This window comes from Rugamonas aquatica (genome assembly GCF_009380215.1).
In the GTDB taxonomy this organism is placed as follows: Bacteria; Pseudomonadota; Gammaproteobacteria; order Burkholderiales; family Burkholderiaceae_D; genus Rugamonas; species Rugamonas aquatica_B.
This window is the reverse complement of the sequence record NZ_WHUG01000004.1, coordinates 139,400-157,959: the sequence shown is the minus strand read 5'-3', so window position 1 is coordinate 157,959 and position 18,560 is coordinate 139,400. Positions and strand designations below refer to the sequence as shown.

Genomic DNA, 18,560 nt, shown 5'->3' with positions numbered 1-18,560 from the left:
ATCCATGAACCATTTCGCTCTCTCCGCCGCCCTCCTGCTGACGGTCGCAGCTGCCCACGCAACGCCACCTGTCGGCCAGGACGCACTGGCCGGCGCACAAATCAAGGTCGATGTCGGCGGCCGCAAACTCAATATGTACTGCACCGGCAAGGGATCACCGACGGTGCTGTTTGAAGCCGACAGCGGCCGCGCAGGATGGGATTGGTCGGCGGTGCTGCCGGAAGTGGCCAAGCGCACGCGCGCCTGCGTCTACGATCGCGCTGGCATAGGCGCCAGCGATCCGATCATGCGCGCATCGACGGTCGCCAACGCCAGCAAGGACTTGAACTTCCTGATCAAGAACGCCCATCTGGATGCGCCCTTCGTGGTGGTGGGCGCGGGCTACGGCGCCATGGTGGCGCAGCACTACGCGCTGCGCTCACGCGGCGCCGTCACCGGCCTGGTGCTGGTGGACGCGATGCATGAAGATGCGCTGCCCGCAGACCGCGCCACCAATCTGGAAGCGGCGCTGGCCTGCCTGAACGCGGCGGAACAGGGCAAGACCGGCGCCGGCTGCGCTTATCCGGCCACCACCATCAATGGGGAAATCGGCCCGCGCCTGGCGGCGGCCCAGGCGGCGCAGTCAGCGCGGCCTACCTACTGGCGCGCCCGCGCCTCCGAGCTTGACAGCCTGGAGACCAGCGCAAGCCAGATGCGCGCAGCGCGCAAGCCTTTTGGCGACATGCCGGTGAGCGAAGTGGCGCATGGCGAACCGGCGACCATCACCGCCGCCATCATGGAAGTGCTGGACAAGCAGAAGTAAAGGCGGCCTCGCGGGCGGCAAGCGCCGCCCGCTTCTCCCTGAAGAATTCCCAGGCGGCTTCCGCCACTTCGAGATCGGCGTTCTGCGCGCCTGCCAGCTTGCTTATCAGCGAGGGATAGCGCCTGCTGGGACTTGGCTCCGCATGGCCGCCATTTTCGATCTTGTACAACCCCACTTGCAACCCGTCTGCAGCGTCGCCCCACATGTAGCGCGTCACCCGCGTCCAGTCCCACTCGTGGCGATGCGGGATCTGCTGCACGCGGGGTTCATCGGAAAGGCCGGCCAGCTCGCGCCATGTCCGCACGCTGTCGTCGATGCTGCTGATCGGGTCCAGGAAACCCAGCATGTAAAAGTATTTGCCGCCCCGGTAAGGCATCAGCGGATCGGCCGTGCAGCCGAAGAACAGCGCCGGCAGCGGCGCCGTGGGCGCTGGCGCCGCGTGCGGCGGCGGCATGCCGGAAACGATGGTGGAAAACGCCGCCAGCTTGTGCGGGATCTCGACCGCCGCGCGGTAGGTCAGATGGCCGCCACGGGACACGCCGATCAGATAAACGCGCTCCGCATCGGCGTCGTATTCGGCGACCGCCTTGTCGATCAACGCCGAGAGCAGCGCGACATCGTCCTTCTTCTCGACTTTCTCCTTGCTAGCAAAGCAGTCGCTCCAACCACCTGCGCCGGCATCGGGCGCGATCACCAGCAGCCCTTCGCGTTCGGCGATCTCCAGCCAGACCGACAGCGGCGACGGCGGAAACGCCTGCCCCATCACCTGCTCGGCCGAAGCACCAGCACCATGCAGCACGATCACCAACGGCCGCTTGCCCGGCAAGCGCCGCCCGGGTTGCGCCAGCAGGTAGCGGCGCATTCCCTCGGGCCGCGCGAGCGTCTCCACGCTGGTGCGCGCGCATGCCGCCGTGGCGGTGACGGTTCCCAGAAAAGCCGTTTTCAATCCTGCGCGCAGGCGTGTCAGCACGTGCTGCTCCAAATGACAAAAATGCCAAGATACTACGCTTCGTCTACCCCGCGCAACACCAGCGTTGATGAGCGATGTCGCACCGCACCATTCTCGCTATACTGGATTCTCGCCTGGTGCCCTCATGGAGTCGTGCATGAATATCTCGAACCTGAAAATCGGTGTGCGTTTGGCTGTCGCATTTGGTGCAGTGCTGGTGTTGATGGCCATACTGATAGGCGTCGGTCTGCAAAGGCTGAGCAGCATCAGCCAGCTCAATGCGACCATCATCGACAAGGACTGGGTCAAGGCCGATGCGGCGGCCACCGTCGGCAGCACCACCCGTGCCAACGCGGCGCTGACGCTGGAGCTGTTCACCGCGCCCGACCCCGCGCGCACGGCCGACATCCAGCGCGAAATGGACGTCAACAAGAAGACCATCAGCGACGCGCTCGAAACGCTGGACGCCCTGCTCTACACCGACGAAGGCAAGGCCCTGCTGGCGACCATACGCGAGCAACGCAAAGCCTACGTGGCGTCCTTCACGCGCGTCTCCAAAATCCTGGCCGACGGCAAGCGCGATGAAGCGCAGGAGGTGCTGCGCACCGACATGCTGCCCAAACTGGCCAAGGTGCAGGCCAGCATACGCCAGCTGGCGGACCTGCAGAAGACCGTGGCAACCGCCAACGGTGAACTGGTCAAGCACGACATCTCCATGGCCGGCCAGATGATGGCCTGGCTGGGCATCGTGGCGCTGGCGCTGGGCCTGGCCTTCGCCTGGCGCGTGACGCGTTCGATCACCGATCCTATCGGCCACGCGCTGAAGATGGCGCGCGCAGTGGCGTCGGGCGACCTGACCTCCCGCATCACCAACGACCAGCGCGACGAAATGGGCCAGCTGCTAGGGGAGCTGGGCAAGATGAACGACAACCTCGCCAACATCGTCGGCCGCGTGCGCAACGGCACCGGCGCCATCACCACCGCCTCAGCGGAAATCGCCAGCGGGAATATGGACCTGTCTTCGCGTACCGAGCAGCAAGCGAGCTCGCTGGAGGAAACCGCCGCTTCGATGGAGGAGCTGACCAGCACCGTCAAGCAGAACGCCGCCAACGCTCATCAGGCCAACGAGCTGGCGCAGTCTGCCTCGCAGGTGGCGCAGCGCGGCGGCGAAGTCGTGGCGCAGGTGGTTGGCACCATGAACTCGATCAACGATTCGTCTCGCAAGATCGTCGACATCATCGGCGTCATCGACGGCATCGCCTTCCAGACCAACATCCTCGCGCTGAATGCAGCGGTGGAGGCGGCGCGCGCAGGAGAGCAGGGTCGCGGCTTCGCGGTGGTGGCGTCGGAAGTGCGCAACCTGGCGCAACGCTCGGCCAGCGCGGCCAAGGAAATCAAGACGCTGATCGACGATTCAGTGGACAAGGTGGCGGCAGGCGCCCGCCTGGTCGACCTGGCCGGCAGCACCATGAACGAGGTGCAGGACAGCGTGCGCAAAGTGACCGACATCGTCGGCGAGATCACGCTGGCCAACCGCGAGCAGACCGGCGGCATCGAACAGATCAACATCGCCATCAGCCAGATGGACCAGGTGACGCAGCAGAACGCAGCGCTGGTCGAACAGGCGGCGGCAGCGGCGGCGGCCATGCAGGACCAGGCCGGCCAGTTGAATCAGGTGGTCAGTCAGTTCCGGCTGGTGGCGTAGCGGCGAGCGCACGCGACATCATGATCTCGTCATAAAACTCGCCATCGACGATCATCGAATCGGGCTCGCGGCCGAACTCCTTGAAGCCCAGCGATTCATACAGGCCGACCGCTTCCGCATTGCCGGCGGTGACAGAGATCGTCATACGCTGAACGCCCTGCATCGTCGCCGCAAACGCCAGCGCATGCTCCATCAGCTGCCGCCCCAGGCCACGGCCGCGGTGGGTCTGTGCGACGTACATGGCGCGCACAAAAGCCTTGTGCCGCACCTTGAGCGCGGTCTCGCGCCCTACGCCGACGATGCCGACCAGTTCATCGCCATCAAAGGCGCCGAACATATTGCGGCCGGAGTCCGGCGCAAACCTGGCCTCTATCGTTGACAGCGGCGTATCGCATTCCTCTTCGTAGCTGGAACCGAAAGCGGACGCCGACAAGCGCAAGCCCTGCAACCGCAGCGACTGAAACGCGGATGCGTCGGATGAAACCAAACGGCGGATGACCATGGTGCTCCCGGCTATTAGTGAATCGCCAATTATAGCGGCAGCTCGAAACGGTAACCTACGCCGTAGACCGATTGCAGGCATTCGGCGTCCGGCAGCTTGCGGCGGATGTTCTTGATGTGCGAATCGACGGTGCGGTCGCTGATGTCGCGCTGGTCCTGATGGGCGAAGTCCAGCAGCTGCTGCCGCGTGTAGACGCGGCTGGGATTGTCGATCAGCTCCGCCAGCAGGCGGTACTCCAACGGCGTCAGCGCCAGCGCGGCGCCGTTGTGCAGCACGCGCATGCCGGCGCGGTCGATCTGGAACGGCGAGGCCGGTGTGGCCGATACAGGCGGCATCGACGGCGGCTGCGACATCCCTGCCCCGCTGCGGCGCAAATGCACGCGCACGCGCGCCACCACTTCGCGTGGGCTGAACGGCTTGCAGACATAGTCATCGGCGCCGCTGTCCAGGCCTAGCAGGCGGTCTATCTCGTCCACGCGCGCGGTCAGCATGATGATGGGCACCTGCGAGAACGCGCGCACCTCGCGGCAGACGCCTATGCCGTCCAGCTCCGGCAGCATCAGGTCCAGCAGCACCAGGTCGACGCCGCCGTCGCGGATGATGCCCACGGCGCTGCGGCCGTCGGCGATGCAGCAGGTCTGCCAGCCGGCGTTGCTCATGTAGTCCGCCAGCAGCGCGGCGATTTTGGCGTCGTCTTCGACGATCAGGATATTGGGCACGTGCTTGCTCCTATTTTTTCAGCGGCAGACGCATCACCATTTTCACGCCGCCCAGCACGGACGGCGCGGCGGCTAGGCTACCGCCGTGCGCTTCCACCAGCGCCTTGCAGATCGCCAGACCCAGACCACTGCCGCCGCGTTCACGCGTACGGGCGCCATCCACGCGGTACAGGCGTTCGAAGATGCTGCCGAGGACGTCCGAGGGCACGCCTGGGGCGCTGTCTTCCACCATGATCTCCGCATGGCCGCCAGCGCTGCTCAGCGCGACCACGATCTGCCCGCCGCTGTCGGTGTAGCGCAGGCTGTTTTCCAGCAGATTGGTGACGACTTGCTGCAAGCGGCCCGCATCGCCCTGCAGCACCAGCGGCACGGACGGCAGGCTCCAGCTCAGGTCCAGGCCGCACTTCTGCGCGCGCGGCTGGTAACGCTCCAGGGTAGGCCGCAGCAGTTCGCCGAGGTTCAGTTCATGCCAGTGGTAGTGCAGGTCGCCGGCATCGGCCATCGTCAACTGGTGCAGGTCGTCGACCAGTTTGTTCAGGCGCAGCACCTCGGCATGGAGCGATTGCAGCGCGTTGGCGTCGGCCTGGCGGATGCCGTCCAGCAGCGCTTCGATCTCGCCGCGTATCACCGTCAGCGGCGTGCGCAGTTCGTGCGAAACGTCGGCCAGCATCTTGCGGCGCTGGCGTTCGCTGTCTTCCAGCGCTTCGGCCATGGCGTTGACGTGCAGCGCCAGCTCCGCCACTTCGTCGCGCGACAGCAGTGGCGCGCGGGCGCTTAGCTCGCCCAGCGCCAGGCGTGCCGTCACATCGCGCAGCGCGGCCACGGGCCGCAGCAGATGGCGGGCCAGCCAGATCGCGGCCAGGATGGCGAGGGCGATCAGCACCGCGGACATCAGCAGGATCGATTGCAGCTGCTCGCGCAGGAAGACGGTGGCGCTGGCATCGGCGCCGCCGGTCTCCCGCAGCGGCATGAGCCGCATGTGGCCGACCACCACGCCGTCAACCTTGATGGCGCGTTCGGCGCCCACCTGGATGTCCGGAGGGCCGATCAACTTGCGTCCCTGCTCGTCGGTGATGGATATGCGCTGCGCGAAGTCCATCGGATCGTTGCGGCGTGGCGGCGGCGCGGCTGGCCGTGGTTCGGCGGATTGCGCATCGGCTGGTGGCGGATCGGTTTCCGGCGGTGGCGGATCGCGCCGCTCCGGTGGGCGGAGGGCGCCGTACTCGCCAGGTTCATCGCCGTGTTCCGGAGGCGGCCCGGCGTGCGGAGGCGGTGGTGGGCGACGGCCCCGATGCGGACGGCGTGCATCGCCATCCGGCTCGAACACCTGGCTGCGCGGCGTGATCCGGTTCAGCAGCTCGCCGAGCGCGCGCGGCTGGCCGCGCAGCCAGTCGAAATTGCCCTCGGTGCGATAGCGCTCCTCCAGCAGCTCGCGCAACTGGTCGAAATCCTGCACCTGTAATTCATTGAGATAGGCGACAAAACCGCGCTTGAGATTACTGCTGGCGACCCAAGCCATCGTGCCCACGCACAGGATGACGATAGCGATCACCGCCAGCGCGATCTTGCGGGCGATGGTCAACCGCATGGCTGGCTCACTGGCTTCATGCCTCCATCATAACCGCCAAATGTGGGGAAAATATGAGGGACTGGCAAAAACGCGACACCTCCGGCGGCCTTCATTTTTTCTACACATTTGAGCGGCAATCTCGCACCGTCATCACACAAGACGGAGACCACCATGTATCAACGCGCGCTTTACCTGGCACCGGCCATCGCCGCCCTGCTGGCCGCCTGCGGCGGCAGCAGCCCGACAGCGGACAACACCAGCACCACCACCCAGCGCGTAGTGCAAGGCGGCGCACAGGGCGCATCCACCACGCTCGCCGCCGTCACCGTGCAGGCCGCGCCCGCAGCAGCGGCGCCGCCCATCGTACTGGCGCCGGTACCCAACGACGAAGGCGCCTCGCTCACCTTCAGCAGCGCGGGCTCGGTGGACACGGCCAATCCCTTCTTCAAACCCTTCGGCAACGGCCGCTCCTGCGCCACCTGCCATCAGGCGGACAACGGCTGGAGCATAGGCCCGGACAAGCTGGCCGCCCGCTTCACCGCCAGCGGCGGCACCGATCCCGTGTTCCGCCTGGTGGACGGCGCAGTCTCACCACTGGCCGCGACGGCCACGCTGGACCAGAAACGCGTCGCCTACAGCATGCTGCTGACCAAAGGCCTGATACGCGTCGGCCTGCCCATGCCCACCGGCGCCGAGTTCACGCTGATAAAAACCGAAGACCCCTACAACTACGCCAGCGCCAAGGAACTCTCGCTGTTCCGCCGCCCGCTGCCGACCACCAATCTCAAATTCACCAGCAGCGTCATGTGGGACAGCCGCGAAACCGCCAGCGACGCCACTTCCACCCTGTGCCTGAAGGACGTGCGGCCCGCCCAGTGCTTTGCCAGCGTCGACGCCAGCCTGCTGCACCAGTCCAATAGCGCGGTGCGCGGCCACGCCGAAGCGGCGCAAGGCCTGACCGCCGCAGAGCAGCGTGCCATCGTCGATTTCGAGAAGACGCTGTTCACCACGCAGATCAGCTCCATCGACGCCGGCAGCCTGACCGACGCCGGCGCGCTGGGCGGCCCGGCCAGGCTGCCGGCCAACGCCTTCTACTTCGGCATCAACGACCTCGAATCGGGCGACTACCAGACCGGCGCGCCCTTCAACCGCAATGTGATGGCGATGTTCGGCGCCTGGCGCAACCTGGACCGCCCGCTCCCGCCGCCACCGCCGGTGCGCGGCCGCCCTGCTCCACCGCCGCCAGCTCCCAGCGCCCAGAACCTGGCCCGCGCCGCCATCGCACGCGGCGAGCAAATCTTCAACAACAAGCCGTTCAACATCACCGGCGTGGCAGGGTTCAACGACGAGCTGCGACGCCCGCTGCAACGCGGCTCCTGCGCCAGCTGCCACGACACGCCCAACTCCGGCACGCACTCGGTCATCCGCATGTTCAATACCGGCGTATCGGACGGCGCACGCCGCACGGCGGACATGCCGCTCTACACGCTGCGCAACAACACCAGCGGCGAGACGGTGACGACCACCGATCCTGGCGCTGCCATGCTGTCGGGGAAATGGAAGGACATCGGCCGCGTCAAAGTGCCTAGCCTGCGCGGCATCGAATCACGCTCGCCCTACTTCCACGATGGTTCGGTGCACACGATAGAAGACATCGTCGCCTTCTACGACAAGCGCTTCAGCATCGGCTTCACCGCGCAGGAAGCGGCCGACCTGGCGGCCTTCCTGAAGGTGCTGTAGGGCCTACGGTGCCAGGCGCGCGAGCCGCACGCCCGTGAACTGCCAGCGGGCGCCGGCAGGGAAGAAATTGCGGTAGCTGGCGCGCGCGTGGCCGTCCGGCGTGGCGCAGGACGAGCCACGCAGCACGTACTGGTTCATCATGAACTTGCCGTTGTACTCGCCCAGCGCGCCGGGTGCGCTCTGGTAGCCGGGATAGGCCGCGTAGCTGCTGCTGGTCCACTGCCAGCAATGGCCGAACATCTGCAGCAAACCATCCGTGCCGGCCGCGCCGGCCGGATGCAGCGTGCCGGTTTCCACAGCCGCCTGCGCGGCGGCGAATTCCCACTCCGCCTCGGTCGGCAAACGGGCGCCGGCCCAGTGGGCGTAGGCATCCGCTTCAAACAGCGACAAGTGCGTGACAGGCCGCGCCAGGTCCAGCGCCTGCGCGCCGTGCAGCGTGAACTCAAGCCACTGTCCCTGCTCGTCCTGCTGCCAGTAGATAGGACAATTCAAATTCTGGCTGCGCACCCAGTCCCAGCCCTCGGCCAGCCACAGCGCGGCATTGAAATAGCCGCCCGCCGCGATGAACTCCAGATACTCGCCGTTCGTCACCAGCCGCGACGCCAGCTCGAACGGCGCCACATACTGCTTGTGACGCGGCAGTTCGTTGTCGAAGCAGAAGCCGGAGCCTTGATGGCCGATGTCGGTCAGCCCGCCAGCGAACGGCAGCCACGCCATCGGCGGCGGCGCCTTGGCGCGCGCCAGCGGCACGGCCATGTACTCGGGCAGCAGCGCGCTTTGCGCCAGCAGGTGCTTGACATCGGTGAGCATCAGTTCCTGGTGCTGCTGCTCGTGCTCCAGGCCCAGCGTCACCAGCATCGCCAGTTGCGCGCGCTGCTCCGCATCCAGATCGCCGGCCAGCAGCCGGGTGATGCGGGCATCGACATCGGCGCGGTAGGCACGCACCTGCGCCATCGCGGGCCGCGTCAACAGGCCGCGCTGCGCGCGCGGATGCTTCTCGCCGATGCCGTTGTAGTAGGAATTGAACAGCACCCGGAACGCTGGATGGAATGGCTTAAAGCCCGCCTCCATGCGCTCCAGGATGAAGGTCTCGAAGAACCAGGTCGTATGCGCCAGGTGCCATTTGATCGGACTCGCGTCCGGCATCGACTGCGCGCCGCAATCCTCGTCGGTCAGCGGTTCGGCCAGCGCCAGCGAACGGCGGCGTACCTTGTCATAGCGGGCGGAGAGGTCTTGCTGCGGCAGGCGCATATCCATGGGCGTCATCGGCTTTCAGGCAGGGATGGCCCTGGCGTGGATGACGGCAAACCAGTTCGACGGATCGGTCCATACCTGGGCCGTGGCGAAGCCGGCGCGTTCCAGCAGGGTGACGAAGGACTGCCGCGTGTACTTGTAGCTGTCCTCGGTGTGGAGTCGTTCGCCGCGCGCGAAATGGCGCTCGCCGCCATCCCAGCGCACGGTCAGCGCGGTGCGCGCTTCCAGGTGCATTTCGATGCGGCTGTCAGTCTCGTTGAAGAAGGCCCGGTGCTGCCATTGGCCGACGTCGAAGTCCGCGCCGATCAGGTGATTCAGGTGGCGCAGCATGTTCAGGTTGAAGGCAGCCGTCACGCCCAGCGCATCGTCGTAGGCCGCGTCCAGCACCGCGCTGTCCTTGATCAGGTCCACGCCGATCAGCAGGCCGCCGTCGGCGCCGGCGTTGGCGCGCAGGCCTTGCAGGAAGGCGACCGCCTGCTCCGGCGAGAAATTACCGATCGATGAACCGGGATAGAAGAACAGCCGGCGGTCACTCCGCACACTGTCCGGTAGCGCGAAGCCGTTGGAAAAGTCCAGCCCCAGCGCCGTCATCTCGATGTCCGGGAAGCGCTGCTGCAAACGGCTCACGGCCTCGGTGAGGAAGTCGCGCGAAATATCGACCGGCACATACTGCGCCGGTTGCAGCAGCGGGAACAGGCTGGCGGCCTTGGCGCAATTACCGGCGCCCAGATCGACCAGCGTGGTGCCGGTGCCGATGGCTTGCGCCATGGCCGCGCCATGCTCGGCGAAGATGCCGGCCTCGGTGCGGGTGGGGTAATATTCGGGCAGCTCGCAGATGGCTTCGAACAGCTTGGAGCCCAGGCCGTCGTACAGGTATTTGGGGGAGGTGTATGGCTTGGCGGCCAGCAGGCCGGCACTGATCTCGGCCACGACCGCCGCGCTGCCATGCGCGCGCTGCCGCAGCTGCGGCGCCAGCGTGTTGCCTGCATCGGTTGAAACAACACGGATCGCCGAGGAGCGGGACATCTGCATAGTTGCTCTGCCTTTAAAGGTGGTCATCCCAGCTGCGGATAACATTTTTGTTATGATAGCCGAATATTCATTCTGCAGTACCGGGCCGATAAAACTGTGCGGCCCTTCACATTAGTCGCTAAACCGGCACAAATCTTACAAAAAGGGCACTGACTATGAAACTCTCCGCCATGCGCGCACTCAAATCCCTGTTCGCCGCCGGCCTGATGCTGGCCGCCGCCCACTCCCACGCCCAGTCGAGCGACCACGTGTTCCGCGTTTCCGCCATTCCCGACGAAGCCCCGACCGAATTGCAGCGCAAGTTCAAGCCGCTGGGCGAATACCTGGAAAAGAAGATCGGCATGAAGGTTGAGTTCACCCCTGTCACCGACTACGCCGCCTCGGTCGAAGCGCTGATCAACAAGAAGGTCGACATGGTGTGGTTCGGCGGCTTCACCTTCGTGCAGGCCAAGGACCGCAGCAAGAACCAGATCACGCCACTGGTGCAGCGCGCCGAAGATGAAAAATTCAAGTCGGTCTTCATCACCACCAACAAGGACATCAACAAGCTGGAAGACCTGAAAGGCCACACGCTGAGCTTCGGTTCGGAGTCCTCGACCTCGGGCCACCTGATGCCGCGCTCCTTCCTGCTGGCCGCGAAGATCAATCCGGACACCGACCTGAAACGCATCGCCTTCTCCGGCGCGCATGACGCCACCGTGGCCGCCGTTGCAGGCGGCAAGGTCGATGCCGGCGCGTTGAACATCTCGGTCTGGGAAAAACTGGTCGCCGAGAAGAAGGTTGATCCAGCCGTGGTCCGCGTGTTCTACACCACGCCCGGCTACTACGACTACAACTGGAGCGTTCGCACCGACATGAACGCCGACCTGAAGAAAAAACTGACCGACGCCTTCCTGGCGCTGGATGCCAAGAACCCTCAGGACAAGGTCATCATGGACCTGCAGCGCGCCTCCAAATTCATCCCGACCAAGGCTGAAAACTACACCGCGATCGAAGCGGCTGCACAAAACGCGGGCCTGCTGAAGAAGTAATCGATGCCCACTTACCACTTGCAGAACCTGACGGTGCGCCACCTCGGCGCATCGCAGGCGGCCGCACTGCATGCGATCTCGTTGACGATACAACAGGGCGAACAACTGGCGATTATCGGCCCGTCCGGCGCCGGCAAGACCACCTTGCTGGCGACGCTGGCCTGCGCCCACCAGCCATCCGAAGGCAGCTTCCAGATTTTCGACACCGATCCATGGGCGCTGGGCCACGCGGAGCGTCACCGCCTGCGCGCGCAGCTGTTCCTGGCGCCGCAAACGCCGCCGCTGCCGCCGCGCCAGCGCGTGGTGACGGCGGTGCTGGCGGCGCGCCTGCCGCAATGGAGCTTGTGGCGCGCGCTGGTTTCGCTGGCCAAGCCTGCCGACCCGGAGGCGGCGTGGCAGGCGCTGTCGCGCTTCAATCTGGGCGACAAACTGTATTCCCGCGTCGACCGCCTGTCCGGCGGTGAGCGCCAGCGCTGCGGCCTGGCGCGCCTGCTGCTGTCGCCGGCCAAGGCGCTGCTGGTGGACGAACCGCTGTCCGCGCTCGACCCGGCCTTGTCCGAACTGACGCTGGCCACGCTGCGCGACGAGGCCAAGGCCCGCAACGCCACGCTGATCTGCAGCCTGCACCAGGTCGACCTGGCGCTGAGCCACTTCCCGCGCATCGTCGCCCTGCGCGACGGCCGCATCGAATTCGACCTGCCGCGCGACCAGGTCACGCCCGACATGATCGCCGCCTTGTATCAGGGCGAACAGCCCGGAGCCAGCACGCCGCCGCCCGAACACGACGCGATGGCGGTCAAACTCGGCGTCGGCGCCTGCCTGTGATGGCGACGCCCGCAGCCCATCCCGACCCGGCCTGGCGCGGCCGCGTCGCCGCCACCGCCGTCTGCCTGCTGATCCTGTGGCCGATGCTGGTGGTCGCCGAATTCAAGCCGTGGATACTGTTCGACTGGCAGAGTCTCAGCGCCACCGGCCGCTTCCTGGCCGATTTCCTCGTACCCGCGCACGGCACCGAATTCCTCGCCATGCTGCTGGAGCAGACCTGGCTGACCATCGCCATCGCCACCTCCGGCCTGGCGCTGGCCCTGCTGGGCGCTATCCCGGCCACACTGATAATCAACAGCCAGCTGTCCGTCTCGCGCCTGGGCACGGGCCGCATGCGGCCGCTCGCCCGCGTGGCGCGGCAAGCGGTGCGCTGGGCCCTGGTGCTGCTGCGCAGCGTGCCGGAGCTGGTGTGGGCGCTGCTGTTCGTCCGCATCATCGGCCTGGGGCCGACCGCCGGCGTGCTGGCCATCGCCCTCACCTACTGCGGCATGCTGGGCAAGGTCTACGCCGAGATTCTCGAATCGTCCGACGCCCACGCCAGCGACACGCTGCTGGCCAACGGCAGCGGGCGACTGGCCGCGCTGCTGTACGGCGCGCTGCCGGAGGCGGCGTCGGAGCTGATGTCCTACACCGTCTACCGCTGGGAGTGCGCGGTGCGCGGCTCGGTGGTGATGGGCTTTGTCGGCGCGGGCGGCCTCGGTCAGCGCATGGATGAATCGATGAAGATGCTGGCCGGCGCCGAAGTGTCGTCGATGCTGCTGGTGTTCGTGCTGCTGGTGGCGCTGGCCGACCAGTTCTCCAAGATCCTGCGGAGGCGCCTCGGATGAACCATCCCACGATGCCGAAGCCGCCGCGCCGCGACTGGACCGTGCTGGCCATGCTGGCGATGGTGGCCGTGCTGGTGGTGGCCAGCTTCGCCTCGCTGCCGCTGAAGTGGCGCGAGTTCTTCACGCTGGAAGCGGTCAACAGCACGCTGGAGCTGCTGGCAGGCTTCGCGCCGCCCGACCTGTCCGCACCCTTCCTGGTCAAAACCGGCTGGGCCGCCGTCGAGACGATGGCCATGTCCGCGCTCGGCACGCTGCTGGCGGTGGCCGCCGGCCTGGCGTTCTCGCTGTCGGCCTCCGGCCGCTTCGGCCGCACGGCGCGTGCGCTGATGCGCGGCCTGCTCAACGTGCTGCGCTCGATCCCGGAGTTGGTGTGGGCCTCGATCCTGCTGATCGCCTGCGGCCTGGGGCCGTTCGGCGGCACGCTGGCGCTGGCCGCGCACACCGCCGGTGTGCTGGGACGCCTGTTCGCCGACTCGCTGGAAAACGCCGCGCCGCTGCCGGAGCAAAGCCTGCGCACCAACGGCGCCTCGGCCTCCGCCGCCTTCTTCTACGCCACGCTGCCGCAAACGCTGCCGCAGATGCTGTCCTACACCCTGTACCGCTGGGAGAACAATATCCGCGCCGCCGCCATCCTCGGCGTGGTCGGCGCCGGCGGCCTGGGGCAGATGCTCAAGTACCACCTGTCGCTGTTCCAGATGCAGCAAGCCGCCACCGTCATCATCGCCATGCTGCTGCTGGTGGCGCTGGTCGACGGCATCAGCTTTGCACTGCGCCGCGCCCTCACCCGCTAACCTCGATAAACCTTCCATGCTCGAACTGCGCAACCTGTCCAAATCCTATGCCAGCGGCCGTCCGGTGCTGTCCAACCTGTCCTGGAACTTCAAGGCCGGCGAGTTCGTCTCCATCATGGGCGATTCGGGTGTCGGCAAATCCACGCTGCTCAACCTGATCGCCGGCCTCGATACGCCCGATGCGGCAGCCGGCGCATCGCCCATCATCGTCGACGGCGTGCCGATGTCCGGCCTGGACGACGACGCCGCCACCAAGCTGCGGCGCGCGCGCATGGGCTTCATTTTCCAGGCCTTCCACGTGCTGCCGCACCTGACGCTGCTGCAAAACGTCGCCTTGCCGCTGCTGCTGAACGGCCTGCCGACCGAACGCGCCACCGAGATGCTCGATGCCGTGGGACTGGGCGGGCGCGGCGGCGACTTTCCCCATCAACTGTCCGGCGGCGAAATGCAGCGGGTCGCCATCGCCCGGGCTTTGGTGCACCGCCCGGCCCTGGTGCTGGCCGACGAACCGACCGGCAACCTCGATCCCGATACCGCCCACAGTATCCTGACCTTGCTGCGCCGGGAGATCAAAGCCACCGGCGCATGCGCGATCATGGTCACGCATTCGCAGGCTGCGGCCGAAATGACAGACAAAATCCTACAACTATCAAAAACCGGCATACAAGAAACAACAATCGTCAACCCGTTTAAGCAATAAACAAGATAATTTTTTTATCAAACCCTCCCATTATTTTCTCGCCGTAGTATTATTGAAATCAACTTGCATGGTTATCAAGAATGTTGAGTTGCGTACCACATTCAGACCAGAAAAGTGTGGACGCTAGCCTTGCCGGGAAACGTAATTTCTTTCACGTTTTGAGCAAAGGAGGAGCAATCATGAACGTACGGCAAAAAAAGCTGGAACTGATCGAAGCCATGAATCGCGCTCGGGCACTGGAACCATCCAGTTTTGTTCCGAACAAGCTTCTTGATACTTTGATCGAAAAGATGAACCTGAAAAACGACGCAGAACTTTGCCGAGTTTTAGAGGTGCAGCCTCCCATTATCAGCAAGATCCGACATCGCAAACTGGCTGTCGGGGCAACGATCTTGCTGCGTATGCATGAGAAATCAGATATCAGCATACGGGAATTGAAGGATCTGTCGACCGCGTCTATGCATTGAGCAGCCCAGCTGAACTTGCCATGCCAGGCGCCGGCATGCGGTATCCGGCGCCCCTCAAATGCACTAGCGTACAGCCCAAACCCCGCTGAACGCCGCATTATTACTACTTCAAAGCACCACCAGCATCAATAAGCAGGCAAACCGTCATCCGGTTTCACCTCGCGCAGCGACAACATGGATTCCACCGAGGTCACCCCCGGTAAAGTCCGCAGCACGTCTCGCATGAAATCACCATATTCATCCAGATCGGTCGCGACTATCTTCAGCAGGTAATCCGCCGTGCCGGAGATATTGTGGCAAGAGATTACACGGTCGATGGCCAGCACTTCGCGTTCGAAGCGGTCGGCCAGCGTGCGGTCGTGCACACTGAACCTGACCTGTGCAAACGCCAGCACGCCCAGTCCCATGGCCCGGCGCGACAGCGTGGCGCGGTAGCCGGTGATGTAGCCGTCCTGCTCCAGCCGCTTCAGGCGCCGCGTGCAGGGGGTTTCGGACAGGCCCACCCGTTCCGCCAGTTTGGCGACGGGGATGCGGCCATCGCGCGTGAGCACCGCCAGGATGGCTCGGTCGAGGTTATCCAGTTCATTCATGACATGTCGCAGTAGTGGAATCCCCTCAATTTTAAGACTTTTACAGAGAAAATAGCCCAAAATCCCCTCAGAATTCTAGGGCATCATGACGGTTTTTTTAGAGGAGATCGTCATGGTGTCGCCGGATTTGCTGCTGGTGTTTATGGGAGCCCTGGCCGTGGTGTATGCGTTGCCGGGGCCGGACATGGCCCTGGTCCTGCAATCGAGCGGCCGCAAAGGGATGCGGCACGGCTTCGCAGTGGCTGCGGGCCTGGCGATGGCGCGCGCGCTGCACGTCACCCTGTCCGCCTGCGGCGCGGCCGCGCTGCTGCAAAGCGCGCCCTGGCTGTTCACGGCGGTACGCCTGATCGGCGCGGTGTATCTGGCGTGGCTGGCGTTGCAGATCTTCCGCGCGCCGTCGGGCGACACCGATGCCAGCGGCGAGCAAGTCGCCAGCGACGGCGGCATCCGCGCCTCGGTCCTGCGCGGCCTGCTGGGGAATCTGTTGAATCCGAAAGCGCTGCTGTTCTGCTCCGTGCTGCTGCCGCAGTTCATCCGCCCGGCGGCGGGCGCCGTCTGGACGCAGATGCTGGAGCTGGGCGTGATATTGGTGTTGTTCGGCGTGGTCTACGATGTCACGCTGACGGTGGCGGCGAAGCGCCTGGGCAGCTACTTGAGCAAGCACCGCCGCGTGCGGGCGGCACAGCGCTGGATCTTTTCCGGCGCCATGCTGGGCTTCGCGGTGCGGCTGTCGATCGAATAGCGCCTCAGCACTTCTCGTACTTCCAGTTGCGCGCCTTGCCTTCCGCGATCCACTCGACCGCCTGTTCGCGGCGGCGGCTGCGGGTCGCCTCGGTCTTGGCTTCGGCGATCCACTCGGCGTAGTCGCGCTTCTTGCTTGGGCTGAAGGCCTCGAAGTGCCGCTGCGCCGCCGGCACTTCCTTCAAGGCCGCGAGCAGATCGTCGGGGATGACCAGCGGGCGCGGTTCGGCGGGCTTGGCGCGCGCCGGCGCGGAGATGCCGTCGTCGTTCAGCTTCATCGCCTTCTTGATGTAGCCGGTCAGGACTTTCTTCGACGGCAGATCCTTGACCGTCTCGATACGGCCGAACTGCCCCATCGCCTCGCGGTTGGCCTCGTCGGCCATCAGCAGCTCGCCCTTCCAGAAGCCCAGCGCGCAGTGGGCCTTGAAGGCCGACATCCCGCACATCATGCCCTTGTACATAAAGTGCGGGAAACTCCACTTCATGGTCTCTTCCACATCCGGACAGGCCTCGTGCACGATGGCGCGCAGATGGTGGAGGATGGGCTGCGCGAATTCGGCGGACTTGGCGATGTAGGCGTCTACACGCGGATCGATGGTGGGCATTATGATGCTCGACTGGTTGTTGTTTGTCTCAATATACCAAATACTCCGGTGCAATTTAAGCCTATCTCTCTGCAACGTTGCTTGTAACATTTTGTTGCGTCATAAACAAAATGAATACAGCAGCCTGCACAGCTTGGCATACTCTGTTCTTCACACCCAGCCGATAAAGACCTCCGCCATGCTGAAACGAACACTTCCCCTCGCCGCTTGCGGCGCCCTGCTGCTGTTGGGCGGCTGCGCCACGCCGGGCGGCGGGGTCTCCGCCGTCAAGCCGGAGCAGCTTAGTGGTGCGCTGAACCGCGTCAGCTGGGGCGTCAACCTGACGACCTACCAGCAGGCCGAGAAGCTGGGCTATGACGCCTGGCTGGAACAGCAGCTGCATCCGTCTCCGGCGCGGCTGCCGGCCGCCGCGCAGGCGCAGATCGACGCCATGACCATCACCCGCAAGCCGCTGATGCAGTTGAACCAGGATCTGGAACAGCAGCGCAAGGACGCCGACAAGATCGCCAACGACGACGAGAAGAAAGCCGCGCAGCAGGCCTACCAGCAGGAGTTGAACCGCATCGCCAAGGAAGCGGCCACGCGCTCGCTGCTGCGCGACCTGTATTCGCCCAACCAGTTGCAGGAGCAGATGACGTGGTTCTGGATGAACCACTTCAACGTCCACCAGGGTAAGAGCAATCTGCGGATACTGGTCGGCGACTACGAAGACACCGCCGTGCGCGCCCATGCGCTGGGCAAGTTCCGCGACCTGCTGTCCGCCACGCTGCGCCATCCGGCCATGATCCGCTACCTGGACAACGAACAGAACGCCGCCAACCGCATCAACGAAAACTACGCGCGCGAGCTGATGGAGCTGCACACGCTGGGCGTGGACGGCGGCTACAGCCAGCGCGACGTGCAGGAGCTGGCGCGCATCCTCACCGGCGTCGGCGTCAACCTCGGCACGACGGCGCCAGGCGTGAAGAAGGAACTGCAAGCGCAGTATGTGCGGCAAGGGCTGTTTGAATTCAACCCGAACCGCCACGACTACGGCAACAAGGAATTCCTCGGCCAGACGGTCAAGGGACGCGGCCTGGCGGAAGTGGACGAAGCACTGGACCGCCTGAGCCGCCATCCCGCCACCGCCCGCTTCATCAGCCGCAAGCTGGCGCTCTACTTCGTCGCCGACGAAGCGCCGCCTGCACTGGTGGAACGCATGTCGGCCACCTTCCTGTCCACCGACGGCGACATCGCCGCCGTGCTGCGCACGATGTTCACGTCGGCCGAATTCGCGCAATCGCTCGGACAGAAATTCAAGGATCCGGCGCACTACGTGGTGTCGGCCGTGCGCCTGGCCTACGACGACAAGGTGGTCCTCAACACCGGGCCAATGCTGTACTGGCTCACGCGCATGGCAGAACCGCTGTACGGCCGCCAGACGCCGGACGGCTACCAGCTCACGCAATCCGGCTGGGCCAGTCCCGGCCAGATGACCACGCGCTTCGAAATCGCCAAGGCCATCGGCTCCGGCAACGCGGGCCTGTTCAAGACCGACGGCCCGCAGGCGCAGGAACGCGCCGCCTTCCCGCAACTGGCCAACGCGCTGTACTACCAGTCGCTGCAAAAGACCATCGCCCCCGCCACCCGCCAGGTGCTGGACCAGGCCACCTCGCCGCAGGAATGGAACACCTTCCTGCTGTCGTCGCCCGAACTGATGCACCGCTAGGA

At 65.2% G+C, this 18,560-nt stretch carries 19 protein-coding genes; 11 read left to right on the top strand and 8 right to left on the bottom strand.

Annotation, left to right across the window (positions count from 1 at the left end; all coding sequences use genetic code 11):
• The first annotated feature begins 4 nt into the window (after positions 1 to 4).
• A complete protein-coding gene (locus GEV02_RS11995; RefSeq protein WP_152838209.1) occupies positions 5 to 802 on the top strand; it encodes an alpha/beta fold hydrolase in 798 nt (265 codons plus the stop codon).
• On the opposite strand, the gene GEV02_RS11990 is transcribed toward GEV02_RS11995, so the two are convergent.
• The gene (locus tag GEV02_RS11990; protein ID WP_152838208.1) at positions 774 to 1,772 is read right to left on the bottom strand and encodes an alpha/beta hydrolase family esterase; all 999 of its coding nucleotides are present in this window, start codon (positions 1,770 to 1,772) and stop codon (positions 774 to 776) included. The two genes, GEV02_RS11995 and GEV02_RS11990, sit on opposite strands and share 29 nt — an antisense overlap.
• Positions 1,773 to 1,908: 136 nt before the next feature.
• On the opposite strand from GEV02_RS11990, the gene GEV02_RS11985 reads away from it, so the two are divergent.
• Positions 1,909 to 3,456 (top strand): methyl-accepting chemotaxis protein, encoded by a 1,548-nt coding sequence (locus GEV02_RS11985; protein ID WP_152838207.1) that lies wholly within the window; start codon positions 1,909 to 1,911, stop codon positions 3,454 to 3,456.
• Here the strand turns inward: GEV02_RS11985 and GEV02_RS11980 are convergent.
• Genes GEV02_RS11980 through GEV02_RS11970 form a run of 3 tightly spaced genes read right to left on the bottom strand, consistent with a single transcriptional unit; the run spans position 3,431 to position 6,265 of the window.
• Complete coding sequence (locus GEV02_RS11980) at positions 3,431 to 3,958, bottom strand: GNAT family N-acetyltransferase (RefSeq protein ID WP_152838206.1); 528 nt, start codon at positions 3,956 to 3,958, stop codon at positions 3,431 to 3,433. The genes GEV02_RS11985 and GEV02_RS11980 overlap by 26 nt on opposite strands.
• 29 nt (positions 3,959 to 3,987) lie before the next feature.
• Positions 3,988 to 4,677, bottom strand: coding sequence for a response regulator (locus tag GEV02_RS11975; RefSeq protein WP_328595793.1), 690 nt, complete (start codon positions 4,675 to 4,677; stop codon positions 3,988 to 3,990).
• A gap of 10 nt (positions 4,678 to 4,687) precedes the next feature.
• The gene (locus GEV02_RS11970) at positions 4,688 to 6,265 is read right to left on the bottom strand and encodes an ATP-binding protein (protein WP_152838205.1); all 1,578 of its coding nucleotides are present in this window, start codon (positions 6,263 to 6,265) and stop codon (positions 4,688 to 4,690) included.
• 153 nt (positions 6,266 to 6,418) lie between these two features.
• Here GEV02_RS11970 and GEV02_RS11965 point away from each other — a divergent pair, with 153 nt between their 5' ends.
• Positions 6,419 to 7,987 (top strand): cytochrome C, encoded by a 1,569-nt coding sequence (locus tag GEV02_RS11965; RefSeq protein WP_152838204.1) that lies wholly within the window; start codon positions 6,419 to 6,421, stop codon positions 7,985 to 7,987.
• A 3-nt stretch (positions 7,988 to 7,990) separates the two neighbouring features.
• On the opposite strand, the gene egtB is transcribed toward GEV02_RS11965, so the two are convergent.
• Positions 7,991 to 9,244, bottom strand: a complete 1,254-nt coding sequence (gene egtB / locus GEV02_RS11960) for an ergothioneine biosynthesis protein EgtB (RefSeq protein WP_152838537.1) — start codon at positions 9,242 to 9,244, stop codon at positions 7,991 to 7,993.
• Between the two features lie 15 nt (positions 9,245 to 9,259).
• Positions 9,260 to 10,273 carry an L-histidine N(alpha)-methyltransferase gene (egtD, locus tag GEV02_RS11955; protein WP_235922749.1) on the bottom strand — a complete coding sequence of 338 codons (1,014 nt, stop codon included), beginning with the start codon at positions 10,271 to 10,273 and terminating at the stop codon, positions 9,260 to 9,262.
• A 155-nt stretch (positions 10,274 to 10,428) separates the two neighbouring features.
• Between egtD and GEV02_RS11950 the strand changes: the two genes are divergently transcribed.
• The 6 genes from GEV02_RS11950 (at position 10,429) to GEV02_RS11925 (ending at position 14,914) form a co-directional block, all read left to right on the top strand.
• Positions 10,429 to 11,304 (top strand): putative selenate ABC transporter substrate-binding protein, encoded by an 876-nt coding sequence (locus GEV02_RS11950; RefSeq protein ID WP_152838203.1) that lies wholly within the window; start codon positions 10,429 to 10,431, stop codon positions 11,302 to 11,304.
• Positions 11,305 to 11,307: 3 nt separating this feature from the next.
• Positions 11,308 to 12,129, top strand: coding sequence for a phosphonate ABC transporter ATP-binding protein (locus tag GEV02_RS11945; protein ID WP_152838202.1), 822 nt, complete (start codon positions 11,308 to 11,310; stop codon positions 12,127 to 12,129).
• Positions 12,129 to 12,956 carry a PhnE/PtxC family ABC transporter permease gene (locus GEV02_RS11940; RefSeq protein WP_152838201.1) on the top strand — a complete coding sequence of 276 codons (828 nt, stop codon included), beginning with the start codon at positions 12,129 to 12,131 and terminating at the stop codon, positions 12,954 to 12,956. The genes GEV02_RS11945 and GEV02_RS11940 overlap by 1 nt, the downstream gene beginning before the upstream one ends.
• Positions 12,953 to 13,747, top strand: coding sequence for a phosphonate ABC transporter, permease protein PhnE (gene phnE / locus GEV02_RS11935; RefSeq protein ID WP_152838200.1), 795 nt, complete (start codon positions 12,953 to 12,955; stop codon positions 13,745 to 13,747). The genes GEV02_RS11940 and phnE overlap by 4 nt, the downstream gene beginning before the upstream one ends.
• 16 nt (positions 13,748 to 13,763) lie before the next feature.
• Entirely contained in the window at positions 13,764 to 14,447 is a 684-nt protein-coding gene (locus GEV02_RS11930) for an ABC transporter ATP-binding protein (RefSeq protein WP_152838199.1), read from the top strand.
• Positions 14,448 to 14,626: 179 nt separating this feature from the next.
• Positions 14,627 to 14,914 carry a hypothetical protein gene (locus tag GEV02_RS11925; RefSeq protein WP_008447145.1) on the top strand — a complete coding sequence of 96 codons (288 nt, stop codon included), beginning with the start codon at positions 14,627 to 14,629 and terminating at the stop codon, positions 14,912 to 14,914.
• Between the two features lie 125 nt (positions 14,915 to 15,039).
• On the opposite strand, the gene GEV02_RS11920 is transcribed toward GEV02_RS11925, so the two are convergent.
• Positions 15,040 to 15,504 (bottom strand): Lrp/AsnC family transcriptional regulator, encoded by a 465-nt coding sequence (locus GEV02_RS11920; RefSeq protein ID WP_008447142.1) that lies wholly within the window; start codon positions 15,502 to 15,504, stop codon positions 15,040 to 15,042.
• A gap of 112 nt (positions 15,505 to 15,616) precedes the next feature.
• On the opposite strand from GEV02_RS11920, the gene GEV02_RS11915 reads away from it, so the two are divergent.
• Entirely contained in the window at positions 15,617 to 16,246 is a 630-nt protein-coding gene (locus GEV02_RS11915; RefSeq protein ID WP_152838535.1) for a LysE family translocator, read from the top strand.
• 4 nt (positions 16,247 to 16,250) lie between these two features.
• Here GEV02_RS11915 and GEV02_RS11910 read toward each other — a convergent pair whose 3' ends face one another.
• Complete coding sequence (locus GEV02_RS11910) at positions 16,251 to 16,850, bottom strand: YdeI/OmpD-associated family protein (RefSeq protein ID WP_152838198.1); 600 nt, start codon at positions 16,848 to 16,850, stop codon at positions 16,251 to 16,253.
• 178 nt (positions 16,851 to 17,028) lie between these two features.
• Here GEV02_RS11910 and GEV02_RS11905 point away from each other — a divergent pair, with 178 nt between their 5' ends.
• The gene (locus GEV02_RS11905) at positions 17,029 to 18,558 is read left to right on the top strand and encodes a DUF1800 domain-containing protein (RefSeq protein WP_152838197.1); all 1,530 of its coding nucleotides are present in this window, start codon (positions 17,029 to 17,031) and stop codon (positions 18,556 to 18,558) included.
• The last annotated feature ends 2 nt before the right edge of the window (positions 18,559 to 18,560 follow it).

Excerpts from the sequence above, each read along its gene's own strand:
- GEV02_RS11910 (WP_152838198.1), bottom strand. The coding sequence starts at position 16,850 with ATGCCCACCATCGATCCGCGTGTAGACGCCTACATCGCCAAGTCCGCC.
- GEV02_RS11985 (WP_152838207.1), top strand. The coding sequence starts at position 1,909 with ATGAATATCTCGAACCTGAAAATCGGTGTGCGTTTGGCTGTCGCATTT.
- GEV02_RS11940 (WP_152838201.1), top strand. The coding sequence starts at position 12,129 with ATGGCGACGCCCGCAGCCCATCCCGACCCGGCCTGGCGCGGCCGCGTC.
- GEV02_RS11950 (WP_152838203.1), top strand. The coding sequence starts at position 10,429 with ATGAAACTCTCCGCCATGCGCGCACTCAAATCCCTGTTCGCCGCCGGC.
- GEV02_RS11980 (WP_152838206.1), bottom strand. The coding sequence starts at position 3,958 with ATGGTCATCCGCCGTTTGGTTTCATCCGACGCATCCGCGTTTCAGTCG.
- egtB (WP_152838537.1), bottom strand. The coding sequence starts at position 9,244 with ATGGATATGCGCCTGCCGCAGCAAGACCTCTCCGCCCGCTATGACAAG.
- GEV02_RS11925 (WP_008447145.1), top strand. The coding sequence starts at position 14,627 with ATGAACGTACGGCAAAAAAAGCTGGAACTGATCGAAGCCATGAATCGC.
- GEV02_RS11905 (WP_152838197.1), top strand. The coding sequence starts at position 17,029 with ATGCTGAAACGAACACTTCCCCTCGCCGCTTGCGGCGCCCTGCTGCTG.
- GEV02_RS11920 (WP_008447142.1), bottom strand. The coding sequence starts at position 15,504 with ATGAATGAACTGGATAACCTCGACCGAGCCATCCTGGCGGTGCTCACG.
- GEV02_RS11915 (WP_152838535.1), top strand. The coding sequence starts at position 15,617 with ATGGTGTCGCCGGATTTGCTGCTGGTGTTTATGGGAGCCCTGGCCGTG.
- GEV02_RS11930 (WP_152838199.1), top strand. The coding sequence starts at position 13,764 with ATGCTCGAACTGCGCAACCTGTCCAAATCCTATGCCAGCGGCCGTCCG.
- GEV02_RS11945 (WP_152838202.1), top strand. The coding sequence starts at position 11,308 with ATGCCCACTTACCACTTGCAGAACCTGACGGTGCGCCACCTCGGCGCA.
- GEV02_RS11965 (WP_152838204.1), top strand. The coding sequence starts at position 6,419 with ATGTATCAACGCGCGCTTTACCTGGCACCGGCCATCGCCGCCCTGCTG.
- egtD (WP_235922749.1), bottom strand. The coding sequence starts at position 10,273 with ATGCAGATGTCCCGCTCCTCGGCGATCCGTGTTGTTTCAACCGATGCA.
- GEV02_RS11970 (WP_152838205.1), bottom strand. The coding sequence starts at position 6,265 with ATGCGGTTGACCATCGCCCGCAAGATCGCGCTGGCGGTGATCGCTATC.
- GEV02_RS11995 (WP_152838209.1), top strand. The coding sequence starts at position 5 with ATGAACCATTTCGCTCTCTCCGCCGCCCTCCTGCTGACGGTCGCAGCT.
- phnE (WP_152838200.1), top strand. The coding sequence starts at position 12,953 with ATGAACCATCCCACGATGCCGAAGCCGCCGCGCCGCGACTGGACCGTG.